Below are 13386 nucleotides of genomic sequence, written 5' to 3' on the forward strand. Positions count from 1 at the left end.
TGTTTGCAGTTAATGTCGGCTCATTTGCAAATAATCCGGGTCCTGGACCCCCGATATTTGCAGTTAATTCGGGTCGAAAATTGCGATGTTTGCAGGTCGGGCCGCGGATGTTTGCAGGCCGCTACAGCTAAGAACCTTGGTGTGTCCGTGCCCACGCTGTATCGCTGGGTGCCAGCCTCGGCCCGCGCTTAACGTGCTATTTTTCCGTTTCGTGAGCTGACCCCAAGAAGGCTGGCTGACACGAGAAATTCCAACTGTCGTTTCTCGCGAGCATCCATCAACTACCCGAAAAACGAAATTTTTAAACACGCTCGCCCTGCCGAATCAGCCATCACCACCGCATCGCTACACATAGGGGAGATCGCTCCGAACGTCGCCGCGCGCCTAACGGGTACGGAGCGCCGATGCCTACCGGTCCGACGGTCCCGGTTCCCGGTCACGCAGCACCTGCGCGAGCGTCTGGACCTGCTGCCATAACGCCTGGCGTTCGCGCGCGCTGCGCTGCTCGCGCTCTTGGGCCGCCTTGAGCGCTTGGCGCTGCTCGTCGATCTGGACCATCCAGTGCCCGGAATCGGCCTCGTGGGCGTCCTGGACGCGGGCGAGGAGCTGGGTCAGGGTCTCCAGGCGGGTCTCGCGCTCGGCCAGGGCCGCGTGCGCCGCAGTCAGGGCGTCCTGGCCTTCGGCCAGCGCCACGGTCAGCCGCGTCTGCGCGTGCGCCCCCGCCGCGAGGGCTTGCTCCAGGCGGACGACCGCGTGCGCGGCGTCGCGCGCCTGCGTTTGCCACTGATCGCGCTCAGTCTTGGTGCGCTGCACCGCGTCGTGCTGACGTTGCCCGAGATCCTCCAGGGTACGCACCTGCTCGGCCAAGGTCAGCCGCGCGTGCTCGCCCTGCTGCGCCTGCGCCTGGGTTTCGGTGAGCCGCTGGGTCAACGCCGCCGCCTGCGCCGTGGTGTCACGGAGCTGGTGGTGGGTGTCAAAGAGTTCCGCGCGCGCGCGATCCAGGGCCTGCTGGCACTCACGACCTTCCTGGGTCTGCTGTTCGCTCGTCTGCGCGAGGGCCTGGTGCGCCGCGTGGAGGCTGGCGAGCTGCGTGTCCCGCGCCTCGAGTTGTTCCCGCAGCGCGGTGCGCTCCGCCTCCCAGTGGCCCTTGGCGGCCTGATAGGCCACGTCCCAGCAGGCGCTCATGGCCGTTTGCAAGGCCGCCGGCAGGGCCGGGAGCTGAAAGCGGCGGGCGGCCTCGAGCACCCAATCGTTCACCCCCGCCTGCACCGCCTGCTGCCCGCCGCGTCCGCCGAGGCGCGCGCGCACCGCCGCCACGCTCGGGCGCTCGCCGGCCGCCGCCAGCTCGCAGGCGGCCGTGAAGGCGGCGCGGCGCGTGTCGCCATGGGTTCCCATGTGGTGTCGCTCGCGTGACCGGAGGGGGCGGACGCGCCCCGGGCGAGCGGCCAGTATAACGCCGTCGCACCGGCCTGGCGACCATTCGCGTCAAACGCTTTCCGCGACACACGAGACGCTTTGACGCGGTGGCGATCAGACACGATAAGGGCCACTATCGTGGCTGATGACGGGGACGCGGGTGCGGGCTAAACTGGGTCGCCCGCGCCACGCTCGCCGTGGAACATCGGCGGTCAGGGCGCGTCCCACCCCCGCTCAACGGACGCCAACCGACGAGGATGAGTCACCGATAATGATGATAAACAATCACTTGCAGACAGGCTTTGGATCGGCCGGAGGGGTGCAGGACGCCGGCGGCGCGGGACGTGGAACCGGCGTGGAACCTCTGCCGGCACCCTGGGACAGCGCGTCTCGCGGCGGTTCGCGGCTCGCGACCCGCCTCCCCGCCGCACTGGTCGAGCCCCTGTTCGCGCCGCCGGGGTGGCTCGCGACGCCCTCGCCGCTGATCGCCAGTGCGTTGGCCGCCGCCGCCCCCAATACCCGCCAGGCGTGGGCCGCCGACTGGGGGGTGTTTCGCGCCTGGTGCCTGGGACCCGCCGCGCGGCACTGTCCCGCGCGCGCCGACCGCATCACCCTGCCCACGCCGCCAGCGTTGCTGGCGGCCTTCATCGCCGATCAGGTGAGCGGCGAGGGGACGCACGACGCGCGCCCGCGCACGCTGACCACCGTGCGCCGTTACTTGAGTACCCTCGCCACGCTGCATCGGTTGCTGGAACTGCCCGATCCCGGGCGCCATCCCTTGGTGCGCAACACCCTCAAGGCCCATGCCCGCGGCGGCGGCGAACCCGGACAGGCCGCCCCGCTACGCTGGGAGCGCCTCGCGGACATCCTGGCGGTCTTGCCGGACGATCTGGAAGGCTGGCGGGATCGGGCGCTGCTGGTGATCGGCCATAACACGCTCGCCCGGCGTGCCGAACTGGTGGCCCTCGATGTCGCGGATCTGAACTGGCTCGACGACGGCGCGGCCCTCGTCGCCGTGCGTCCGACCAAGACCGATCTGGAGGCGCGCGTGGAGCTGCGCTATCTGAGTCCGCCGGCCAGCGCGGTGGTGCGGACCTGGCTCGCGCGCAGCGGCTTGCGCGACGGCCCCTTGGTGACGCGCTTGCAGCGCAACGGCGCGGCGCGCCTCGGGCAGCGGGAGGCGGGGGGGCGACTGAGCGCCGGGGTCGTGAACCGTATCGTCAAAGAGGCGGTGGGGCGCCTCGCCGAGGCGCGCGGCGAACTGGCGATCCCCGCCGACAGCGCGCGTCGCGCCGCCTGGCGGGCGTACGCCCGCGCCTGGTCTGGACACTCCTTGCGGGTGGGCGCGGCGCAGGACATGGCCGCGGCGGGCGTGAGCACCGCGGCGATCCTGCAAGCGGGGGGCTGGAAGGATGTGCGTATGATCAAACGCTATCTGCGCCACCTCCGTGCCCTGGACGGGGGCATGGCGCAGTGGTATGCCAGTCAGCGCGCGCGCGCCCCGAGGCCCCGCGCGCCCGACACCTGACGCCCCGGCCCGGCCGCCGCCGGGAAGGGTCGCGCGAGACGACCGCTGCCCGTGCCGGTGTGCCGGCACGGGCGCCGCGCTGGCGAACCGCGCGAATCTGGTCCTCAAACAATGGCGAGCGCCGAACAAAAAAACGGCATCCTCCCGTTATCCACAAAATCGGTGCGCAGCCTTGTGGATAACCCTTGTCACCGACCCGGTAGTGATTGTGACGGCTCGATTTTTATTCGATCGATCAAAGATCGATCAGGAGCCTCGCCAACGCGGAGTTTAAGAGGTGATCGAATGCACCACAGTTGGTCGATCCTGACTGTCGAGACAGACTGGAATCGGAGGCAGCCATCGCACATGTGCGGTGCGCTCGCCGTCACGCGGCCCGTCCAGAAGGTATGCCAGTGTGCGCGGCGCCAATGCGGGCGTGGCCGCGTCTGCGTCGCCGGAGCGCCCGCTTCGCCTGGAGCGTCCGCTCGGGCCAGTCGCATCGCCGCCCCCAGGCGCTCTCCCACTTCCCAATAGCTCACCTGATCGGGAACGATCATCAACCGTCCCTGCGCGCGAGTCTTCACCAAACGCGGGCGCGACGGTCGCTGGTCGTCGGCCTCGTCGGCGCAGAGATAGAGCAGGAGCGCCAGGATCGGCGCTAGATCGCGGGCATCCTGCGCGGGATCGATGTTCTCGAAACACGCGACCTTATCGGGGAAATCCGTCACGGCCCGATTCCAGGCGACATCATGGGTCGCGTTCGCCGAGGCCAGCAAGGAACCGTGCCCCAGACGCAACGGCACCGGGAGTAAATGCAGGTCGGGGTGTTCGCTGTCGAGGAGCAGGCGCAGTTCGGCATAACCGTCCCGCAGGTCATGCTCCAGGCTGGCATAGACGCCAATGATCGGAATCCCCGAGAAGGACAAATCAGGGGTCTCCAGATAAACGCCCCAGGACAGGAGCCGGTCGACCACGCTTTCAATGGTCGGCTGGAACGAAAACAAGCACAGTAGCGGCGTTGGTCGTTCATCAAGATCAACGACCGAATCGAATCGCATCGCATAACAGCAGAATGCGGCGGGCAAGAATCAACTCCTGCCGATCTGGATCGATCAGCGCGAGGCTGGATGACGCGCATTCCATCCCTTCAATCATGTCTTCACGATCATTCCGGGAAAGGGCGTACCCCTCGCGCGTCCGTCGCTCAATGTCGATGAGCCGTGGCAATCGCTCCCGGTTGTGATGTCGAATCTCGGACAGAAGTACATCGCTATCCATGGTGATATCTCGTTGGGCTGGCAACGATGCACGAACGGTCTTGGACGCGCGAGAAATCTCACCGCCAGATTCGCGGATCATTGTAGATCCGGTTGATCAAGGCATCGGACTGGCGTTTCAGCCTTTCGATTTCATCGATCTCAAGCGCGACACCAGCCTGCCCGAGTTGCTCCTGGGACGGATGGCGTCTTTCGCCTTCTGCAATGACGAGCGGCCACATCACTCCGGGGGTACCTCACGCCCGATGCGGTCGACCAATCGGGCGTCGGTAGTGGAGCGAAAATCGTCGCTCACTTCGGCGAGGCAGAACGGCAGCTGGGGCCACGCCAAACCGCTGCGATCGAGGGGGCCAGCACAACTTAAAGTCGGGGAAAAACGGTCCTGGACATGGGGTCCACTTTACTCTACGGTTTGGTAAAGGAAGTGCCACAGCGCGAAACCACACCCTTTTATCCGCGCCCGCCCTACGCCGTGGCCAAACTCTATGCCTACTGGATCACGATCAACTATCGCGAAGCCTATGGGATCTATGCCTGTAACGGCATCCTGTTCAACCACGAGGGGCCGCGTCGGGGCGAGACCTTTGTCACGCGCAAGATCACCCGCGCCCTGGCGCGCATCAAGCTCGGGATGAAAGAGCGTCTTTATCTGGGCAATCTGAGCGCCAAGCGCGACTGGGGTCATGCGCGCGACTATGTCGAGATGCAGTGGCTGATGCTCCAGCAGGAGCAGCCCGAGGACTGTCATTGCGACCGGTCAGCAATATTCGGTGCGCGAGTTCGTCACTGGCTCGGCGCGATCCATCGGCCTCCAGTTACGCTGGGAAGGGGAGGGCGTCGACGAGAAGGGCTATGACGCCGACACCGGCGCCTGTCTGGTCTCTCCGCGCTATTTCCGTCACACCGAGGTCGAAACCCTGCTCGGCGACCCGACCAAGGCGCGCGAGAAACTCCGTTGGGTGCCGCGCATCGGCTTCCATGAACTGGTCAGCGAGATGATGCGCGAAGATATGTAAAGAAGCCGAGCGCGATGCCTTGTGTATTGATCAAGGGTTTCCTGTAGCGCAGCGGCATGAGTAATCTGACGATGATGCCTGGATGTCGCGCCACTGCGCGGCAGTTCCGACACCTTCAACCGCCGCCAAGGGTTTGCAAGCACCGACCCTGGATCCCCAATTGTTAGGATGAAGTCCAATGGGCCAAATTGAAAGTCGATATCGGCAGTCGCTCGAGCAGATCGCCGAAGCCAAGCGTCTCATGACCGCCGCGGAGCATGCCTTGGCGGGCAAGGTGCCCGCGACGATCCTGGTGACGAGCGCCACGCATGGCGAGGGCAAGACCTTATGCGCCGCCACCCTGGCGGCGACCGCCGCGACGAACACGGACCATCGGGTCGCAGTCCTGGATCTCAACTGGTATCGTCCGGCGCTGCATGCCTTCTTCGACCTGCAACCGGATCATGCGGCGGAACAGATCTTTGGCGGCGATCTGCGTCAGCTGATGCATCGCTCTCAAGTGGGCGCCCTGGAGTTGCTCCTGGCGCCGCGGGATCATGCTGATTCATTCAAGTTCGACAGTCAGGGATTTCCAGCCGTCCAGCGGCTGATCGAGCAGGCCAAGAATGCCTATGACCTGGTGATCATCGATAGCGCGCCGATCTTTCCGACAAATCGGATGATGATGGATCCGGTCATGCTGTCCGGCAGCGTCGACGGCGTGGTCATGGTGGTACTCGCGGAGGTCACCTCACGGCAGCAGGTTCGCAAGGCAAACAAGATCATGGAGGCCGCCGGCGCGAACTTGCTCGGCGTGGTCACCAATCAATGGCAGGCGCGGACGCATGAATAGCGAAGATCGTCAACCAAAACATCAATCATGATTTTGGATCCACGGATGATTCAGAACATCGTCATTGGCATCGAATGATGCCTGTCCATTTCAAGACGACTTCACGTACGCTCGGGAGACGATCATGGTGTTTTATCTGAGAAGAATCCTCCGCGCATGGCTCACTCACAAGCCGTGGGCGCTGCTGGCGCTGCTGCCATTGGCGATGTATCTCGTCTACGCGGCGCTCGTCGATGTTGAGATGCAGATTTCGCAAGACCTTGAACCTTATTCGGCCGTGACGCCGGTGTCCGCGTCTAACAGCCCGATCGAGACGGTTCGGCTGGGTGATCTGCTCGCCGATCAGGACCAGTTTTTCCTAGAGCCGTTCTCGCTGACGCAACTGGGTCGCAAGGTCGGATTGCTGGCGCATCTCGACGCGGCGGCGATGGACGAGCTTGCATTGAGCCGTCTGATCCACGCGAACCTGAGGCTCTCGACCCTCGGGGACTCCCGGTTGAACATCAGCTATCGGGGCGATGATTCGATTCTGGGAAGCTCCCTGGTCAAATTCTACGCGGATCGGCTTGTCCAGCGGGCGGCCGATGGCGCGAAGCGCGCGAAGGTCGTCCAGTCATTGCCCGCCATGCGGCCGATCGGTGAGCCGATCGTGGTCGTCAGCAAGACCTTATGGCAATCCGATCGCCTGGCGCCGGCGGCGCTGGTGCTGCTTCTCTCATTGATCATCATCGCATTGACCGTCGCACTCATCGAGTTGCTAGATCCTTCCTTCAAATCCGAGCGGCAGATCGCGCGCTATCTGAAGATCCCGGTGCTGGGTTCGCTACCCAATGCTGAACCCCTGGCGCGCGTTTTACGTGATGAAAAAACTCTTCGAAAAGAAGAGATTGGAGCGGCGTAAACGCGGCGATGCGTTCGCCAGCCTCTCAGGCAGTCCCTGAAAACCCTGGTATTATCCTTATGAATAAGATGCGGCATGTGGCCTTGCGGACACTTCTTTTGTCGGTGTTGATACTGTTGGCGAGCCTTGCGTCTTCAGCTGAGTACGCTCTGGAGTGGAATCCAGATCAAGACCCGCGCGTGTCGAATTATCGGATTTACTATGGGGAGGCGCCCCACGCTTACGATCAGTGGTTCGATGTAGGCGATGTCACCAGCTACAGGATCACTGATCTGGATCCGCAGACGATCTACTATTTTGCCGTGAAGGTCACCGATGGTGGATCGCGGGAGTCGGATTTCTCAAACGAGGTGACGTCGGGGCGCTTCAGATATGTCTTTGGTTGGGGCGCCTACCCCGCGAGCGGCGGGCTGCTCGACATTGCCAATTCGAACCACACATGGGAGCAGGAGATCCCGGTTGGCTGGTCGGAATACAATGCCTTGAGTGGCGAGGCGCGGGTCGCGGCGGGCGATATCGACGGTGATGGCCGCGATGAGCTAGTGATCGGGTTCGCGCCGGTGAAGTCCGGTATGCCGGGTGGACGGTTCCAGGTTCTCGACGACGATTTCTCACATATGGCCTGGGGGCAGTTGACTTGGCCCGACTATAACGCAACCACGGGAGAGACCCGCCCGGCGCTCGGCGACATCGATGGCGATGGTCGAGCCGAAATCTTCATTGGCCTCGGTCAGGAGGGGAACGGAGCGATCGAGATGTTTCGATTCGCCGACGGCACCCTGTCCTCGATCGGCTGGACGCAGCTCAACTGGTCGAGCGCGACCTGGCCCGCCGCTGGCGATATCGATGGTGATGGGCTGGCCGAGCTGGTGATCGGGCTGGATTCCGGTGGCTACTTCATCGTGAAAAAGGGGCTGGATGCCAACCTGCTCAGCGCCGGAGCGGATCCCTGGCTGGAGGAACTCCAAGGCGACATCTCCTGGTCAGAGTATGCCAGCCAGGTTGGCGAGACACGTCCCGCATTGGGCGACTTGAACGGCAATGGTCGGGAGGAGATTGCCGTGGGCCTCGGCGAGGCTGGCGCGGGCAACCTGGAGATCTTCGCCTATCAACCGCCCTCGCTTCTGTCCTTGGCGACCGCCGTGGTCGCTTGGCCCGACTACAATAATGCCAACGGTGAGACACGCCCCACGATTGGCGACGTCGACGATGATGGCCGCAGCGAGATCATCGTGGGCTTGGGATCCTCCGGTGGCGCCTATGTCGAGCTGATCGAGGATGCGGGAGCGCACTTCATCAATGCGTCCGAACTCATGGGGCCCTATGCAACACAAGACTATCAGGATGCCAACGGCGCACTCTGGACCGCTTATAAATTGGAAAGAGCCGAGAAAGAATAGACACTCACCGATTCATACGCGCTCAGCGTGACCCAAACCGGTACCAGCTCGGGCACGGTCGGCGGTGGCGGCACCTTCGCCGCTGGAACGCTCATCACCCCGACGGCGACGGCGGACGCCAACTCGACCTTCACCGGCTGGAGTCCGAGCAATTTCGGCAGCCGCTTCACGCTTAGGCGTCTAGCACAAATAACTTGAACACTTAGCCCGGATTATTCATAAAAACGGGCGACACTCGTTTAACCAATTGATAAAATTGGTGTTCCGTCAAGAACGCTTCGGAGAAGCGAAACGAGGTCGCCCATGTCCCAGTCTACCCCAGAGCCGTTGCGATTTCCTCCCGTCGACGGCCTGAGCGTGCGCGCCGACTTCGACGGCGGGGCGATGTCGTCCGACTTTGGCCCCTTGATTCTGCGCGGCATCGATCAGCAGATCGGTTTGACCGACCGGCTCACACAAGCGATCGATGACCAACGCCACCCGTCCGACATTACCCATCCCTTGCGCGACCTGCTCGCCCAGCGGATCTTTCAGATCGCCTGCGGCTATGAAGACGGCAACGATGCCAATGCGCTGCGTCGCGATCCGCTGTTCAAGCTCGGCGTGGAGCGCCGTCCCTTGGATGAGGCGATGGACTTGGCCAGTGCACCCACGTTCTCGCGCCTGGAGAATGCCGTCTCGACCAAGGACGTCTATCGCCTGGCGCAGGCGTTCGTCGATCAGTTCATCGCCAGCGATCCCGAGGCCCCTGCGGTGATCGTGATCGATCTGGACCATTCCGAGGATCCCACCCACGGACAGCAGGAATTCAGCTTCTACAATCACGACGACCAGAGCCACTGCGACCTGCCGCTGTTTCTCTTCGAGGGACTCTCGGGGAAATTCATCACCGCCGCCTTGCGCCCCGGCAAGCGCCCAACGGGTGCGGAAAACGCCATGATCCTCAAACGGGTGCTGCAGCGCCTGCGCGCGGCTTGGCCCGAAACCCGCCTGATTCTGCGCGGGGATGGGCATTTCGCCAACCCGGAACTCATGGACCTCGCCCTCGCCGCTGGCCAAACCGATTTCATCTTCGGCCTCGCCGGCAACCGGGTGCTCTCGCCGCTGGCCAAACCGTTTCTCGAGGTCAACCGCCGACGCCATGCCGTGCGCGAGGCCAATGCCCGCCGCCTCAATCAACCGCTGCCCACCAGCACCCGCTCCTATAGCCGTTTAATGTGATATCCAGACATCGGGTCATTCACCAACCAGCGCCAAAAGGGGGCTGGCAATACAAGAATGTCTGGTTGTCAAATAAGATGACTATAACGTTAGCAATATAATGACTCTGCTGAGGTTTGAATCAAATGAGCATGATTGATGAGTGGAAGGGAAAAGCGGCTAGCTATCTTGAGGATGCCGGTAAAAAGAAAGATGAGTTAAACCGCGTCCAGAGCGGAATGCGTAATTCTCATTTTGTGTCTAGCTGTGGAGATGTCCTCGATCTCGGTGAGACGCGGTTTAAAATTTATATTTTTTAATAACTTAAACAGCGCCAGCTCCAGCGGTCGTTGATTCTGCCGGGGCCGGTCCAATGCAAAAACAGCGCATACCGCGCTGGGCGCGGTTTAGTTGAAAAAGCTGCGCTTCTTAAAAAGGAATATGATGAAAACGGCCTTGACCATCGTTGCGGCCGGCGCGCAAGGTCCGCACAGCGGACCCTACGGAAGGCGCCGCGGCCCGTAGGGTCCGCTGTGCGGACCAGCGCTGCGCGGACCAGCGCTGCGCGAACCAGCGAACTCATCGTGACCGAAGTGGTCGGAACGATGATCGAGGCCCCACCCACGACCACGTTAGGAGCCACGTCATGTCCGTTCGACCGAATATCCTCGCCGTCATGCTGATGTTGGCGATGACGGCGCCACTGCCGACGCTGGCGGCCCCGCCGCGCGCCGCGCCGGGCGTGCAACGCGAGGTCTGCGACAGTGCCGTCGTCACCGGCCCGGTGCTTTATGTCTCGCTCTCCGGTAACGATACGACCGGCGACGGCACCCTCGCCCGTCCCTATCGGACCCTGAGCCATGCCGTGCAGGCGGTGTCGGCCGGTGAGACGATCGTGGTGCGCGGGGGCACCTATCTCGAGGCCGCGGAGGCCCGGATTCGTGTGCCCCGGGTGACCATTCGTTCCTTTCCCGGAGAATGGGCGGTGATCGACCGCCGCGGCGCGACCGGCGAAGACTCAGGCGTCTACTTTGATGTGGGGGCGAACGACGGCGTATTGACCTGTCTGGAGGTGATCGGCGGCTACTATGCGGTATCGACCGAGACCAAATGGGATTGGGGCGACCCCAACGATCGCGCCGGCAGCTCGCGGATCCGCATCGAGAATACCCGGCTGCATGGCTCGCGCTATGACCTGATCAAGATCAAGCCCAACAGCGACGATATCGTGATTCGCCACAACGAAATCTACGGTTCGGGGACGGGGCTGCCGTTCGGCGACTGTAATGCGGAAGGCATCGACAATGTCAACGGGGACCGCACCCAGGTGGCCTACAACCATATCCACGACATTTGTTCGACCGGGGTCTATCTCAAAGGCGGTGCGACCGATGGCGTCATCGAGTACAATCTGATCGAGCACACCGGCTTCGCGGCGATCCTATTGGGATTCGATACCAGCCCGGAGTATTTCGATCTGGCCGCCAATCCGCAGTACTACGAGAATATCCGCGGGATCGCCCGCTACAACCTGATCCGCGACGCCGGCGCCGCGGGCGTCGGATTCTATGCCGCGAAGGATGCCCAGGCCTACAACAACACCATCCTGGATACCGGCAAACAGTATCACAGCCCCCTGTATTTCGGACTCAGCTATCAGGACTGGGCCCCGGAGGCCGCCCGCCCGCCCAACCTGAATCCGGCGATTTTCGATAATGTCGTCAGTCAGTCAAGGGCGGTCACGGTCGATCCGCTCATTCTCGACATCCGTTATTCCGTCGACCTGGGCGGGATGAGCGCATTGACCGGCAATCCGGCCATGTCCGACAACTGTTACTACCGGCAGGCCGGTGCGTCGGTCTTCAACGACCAGCGCACCGGGGGTGGCGAGGCTTGGTACGGCGGGCTTGCCGCCTGGCAGGCACATATCACCGGCGATGCCGGTTCCTATGACGGCGACCCGCAACTGGACGCCGATTTCAAGCCACGCAATCCAGCGTGCGCGGGCCGCGGTTATCTCGGTGATGCGCCGACCAGCTTTTCGATTGCGACCGCCGCCAACCCGTCCCCAGGCGGCACCGTGCGTTGCACGCCCAACCCGGTCGCGGCCGGTCGCTCCAGCACCTGCAGCGCCACGGCCAACACCGGTTACCGGTTCGGCAATTGGAGCGGCAGCTGCCGCGGCGCCACCTGCATCCTGACCAATGTCGGGGCGCCCAAGAGCGTTACCGGCAACTTCATCCTCAAGACCTACGCCGTCACGACCACCGCTAACCCGGCCGTCGGCGGCACCCTGAGCTGCAGCCCGAACCCGGTCGGGCACGGCAGCTCCAGCACCTGCACCGCCCTGCCGGCGCTCGGCTACCGCTTCACGGCCTGGAGCGGCGACTGCACCGGCGCCACCTGTGTGCTGCGCAACGTCACTGCCGCCAAGGGCGTGACGGCCACCTTCACGGCCCTCCCGCCGGCCCCTGACTTCGTGGTCACCGCCATCGCCCTCACGCCCACTGCCCCGGTCCAGAACGGGACCTTCAGCGCCGCCATCACGGTGAGAAACCAGGGAACTTTGGCCGGGATCCCGGGGACGTTGCAAGTCTGGGCCAACCAAGCCGGCGTGCCGGGCTGCGCGGTCTTGGGCAACGGCTCCGTGGTCCTGACCAGCCTGGCGGCCGGTGCCAGCCGCACGGTTACCGTCACTGGCCTGCCGGGGGGCGTGACCGGAACCAAGACCCTGCGCGCCTTCATCGACAGTCGGTGTCAGGCCGCGGAGTTCAGTGAAACCAACAATCAGGCCACTATGGCCTACGCGGTCTTCGCGCGGCCGATCCCGGACTTCGTCGTGACCAGCGTCGTGCTGACCCCGGCCAGCCCCAAGGCCAACCGGACCTTCAGTGTCGCGGTCAGGGTACAGAACCGCGGCTCGCGGGCCGGCGACGGCGGCTACCTGGATGTCTGGGCCAATCAACCCGGCGCCCAACGCTGCGGGACGGACGGCAACGTCTATCTCAGCGTCGGCGCCCTGGCGGCCGGTGCCGGCAAGACCCTGACGCTCGACGGACTCCCGGCCGGCGCGGCGGGTGTCCAGACCCTGCGCGCCTTCGTGGACAGCTATTGCGAGACCACGGAGTCGGCTGAAGACAACAATCAGGCGACAAAGCGATATACCGTCGCTCCGTAGCAGACCCGCGCGGCGCCGCGATCAGCGGCGGCGCTCGCGCGGTTCCCTACCGAGCTGCTTCACGTCCCCGTCCTAGCCTCCAGATCGCGCGGCCAGCGCCCACTGGGTGCCGATGGCCGAGGGCAATTATGCCATCGCCGCCGACGTGACCTGCTTCGTCACCGGCCCGGCCCGCTACGAGGGCAGCGAGCGGGCAGCGCGCACCGTGACGGCGGTGGCGCACGACCTGTCCCTGCCGGGACCCGACGCGAGCAGCCCGGATGCGGCCCTGTTCGATATGGACAACCCGCTGGTCAAGCTGGTCGAAGCCAGGACCTGCCCCGCAAGCTCCCAGAAGGCCATCACGGCGGTTTGCAAGGTCTCCGGTAAGGCCGGGTACAGCTAACAGTGAATCCAATTACCATGATGGATCTGTTTATGGTTGGCTAAACCGCGCCTAGGCCGGGATGCGTAATTTTTCCTCCTCTGGATCGAGCGTCGTTTTCGTCCAGAGGCGGTCGGCAACCGCAAACGGATCGGCGTTAACGGTAATGGTTTGCACGACCCCGCCCAACTCCACTTCTTCATGGCTCCAGTCGAACTGACAGGTTTCCCCCGGCGGAAACGCCAACGGCACGAAGGCTTGCGTGATGGCCGGATGGCTGGAACGCTGCGCC

11 protein-coding genes and 3 pseudogenes are annotated in these 13386 nt (G+C 63.7%); 10 read left to right on the top strand and 4 right to left on the bottom strand.

Going from position 1 to position 13386, the window contains the following annotated elements:
- Nucleotides 1–408 precede the first annotated feature (408 nt).
- Nucleotides 409–1395: a DNA-binding protein gene (locus CCR95_RS01290; protein WP_201091175.1), complete on the bottom strand. Its 987-nt coding sequence runs from the start codon at nucleotides 1393–1395 to the stop codon at nucleotides 409–411.
- Between the two features lie 292 nt (nucleotides 1396–1687).
- Between CCR95_RS01290 and CCR95_RS01295 the strand changes: the two genes are divergently transcribed.
- Nucleotides 1688–2944, top strand: coding sequence for a tyrosine-type recombinase/integrase (locus CCR95_RS01295; protein ID WP_242522989.1), 1257 nt, complete (start codon nucleotides 1688–1690; stop codon nucleotides 2942–2944).
- Nucleotides 2945–3132: 188 nt separating this feature from the next.
- Here CCR95_RS01295 and CCR95_RS01300 read toward each other — a convergent pair whose 3' ends face one another.
- Together CCR95_RS01300 and CCR95_RS01305 are read right to left on the bottom strand one after the other, a co-directional pair.
- Nucleotides 3133–3930 carry an AcrVA2 family anti-CRISPR protein gene (locus CCR95_RS01300; protein WP_201091177.1) on the bottom strand — a complete coding sequence of 266 codons (798 nt, stop codon included), beginning with the start codon at nucleotides 3928–3930 and terminating at the stop codon, nucleotides 3133–3135.
- Nucleotides 3931–3961: 31 nt separating this feature from the next.
- Complete coding sequence (locus tag CCR95_RS01305) at nucleotides 3962–4285, bottom strand: hypothetical protein (protein ID WP_201091180.1); 324 nt, start codon at nucleotides 4283–4285, stop codon at nucleotides 3962–3964.
- A gap of 321 nt (nucleotides 4286–4606) precedes the next feature.
- Here CCR95_RS01305 and CCR95_RS01310 point away from each other — a divergent pair.
- The 9 genes and pseudogenes from CCR95_RS01310 to CCR95_RS01350 all read left to right on the top strand — a co-directional run.
- Nucleotides 4607–5283 (top strand): annotated as a pseudogene (locus CCR95_RS01310) (GDP-mannose 4,6-dehydratase); the annotation flags it as partial.
- A gap of 114 nt (nucleotides 5284–5397) precedes the next feature.
- Nucleotides 5398–6051: a P-loop NTPase gene (locus CCR95_RS01315; RefSeq protein WP_201091181.1), complete on the top strand. Its 654-nt coding sequence runs from the start codon at nucleotides 5398–5400 to the stop codon at nucleotides 6049–6051.
- 124 nt (nucleotides 6052–6175) lie between these two features.
- Nucleotides 6176–6952, top strand: a complete 777-nt coding sequence (locus CCR95_RS01320; protein ID WP_201091182.1) for a hypothetical protein — start codon at nucleotides 6176–6178, stop codon at nucleotides 6950–6952.
- An 8-nt stretch (nucleotides 6953–6960) separates the two neighbouring features.
- The gene (locus CCR95_RS01325) at nucleotides 6961–8352 is read left to right on the top strand and encodes an FG-GAP-like repeat-containing protein (RefSeq protein ID WP_201091183.1); all 1392 of its coding nucleotides are present in this window, start codon (nucleotides 6961–6963) and stop codon (nucleotides 8350–8352) included.
- 27 nt (nucleotides 8353–8379) lie between these two features.
- A complete protein-coding gene (locus CCR95_RS01330) occupies nucleotides 8380–8550 on the top strand; it encodes an InlB B-repeat-containing protein (protein WP_201091184.1) in 171 nt (56 codons plus the stop codon).
- Nucleotides 8551–8655: 105 nt separating this feature from the next.
- Nucleotides 8656–9558 (top strand): annotated as a pseudogene (locus CCR95_RS01335) (IS1380 family transposase); the annotation flags it as partial.
- Nucleotides 9559–9698: 140 nt separating this feature from the next.
- Nucleotides 9699–9872, top strand: a complete 174-nt coding sequence (locus CCR95_RS01340) for a hypothetical protein (RefSeq protein ID WP_201091185.1) — start codon at nucleotides 9699–9701, stop codon at nucleotides 9870–9872.
- Between the two features lie 326 nt (nucleotides 9873–10198).
- Nucleotides 10199–12730, top strand: a complete 2532-nt coding sequence (locus CCR95_RS01345) for an InlB B-repeat-containing protein (RefSeq protein ID WP_201091190.1) — start codon at nucleotides 10199–10201, stop codon at nucleotides 12728–12730.
- Nucleotides 12731–12842: 112 nt separating this feature from the next.
- Complete coding sequence (locus tag CCR95_RS01350) at nucleotides 12843–13115, top strand: hypothetical protein (RefSeq protein WP_201091192.1); 273 nt, start codon at nucleotides 12843–12845, stop codon at nucleotides 13113–13115.
- A 51-nt stretch (nucleotides 13116–13166) separates the two neighbouring features.
- Here the strand turns inward: CCR95_RS01350 and CCR95_RS01355 are convergent.
- Nucleotides 13167–13386: pseudogene (locus CCR95_RS01355) on the bottom strand (hypothetical protein); the annotation flags it as partial.

The organism is Thiocystis minor, assembly GCF_016653465.1.
Classification (GTDB): domain Bacteria; phylum Pseudomonadota; class Gammaproteobacteria; order Chromatiales; family Chromatiaceae; genus Chromatium; species Chromatium minus.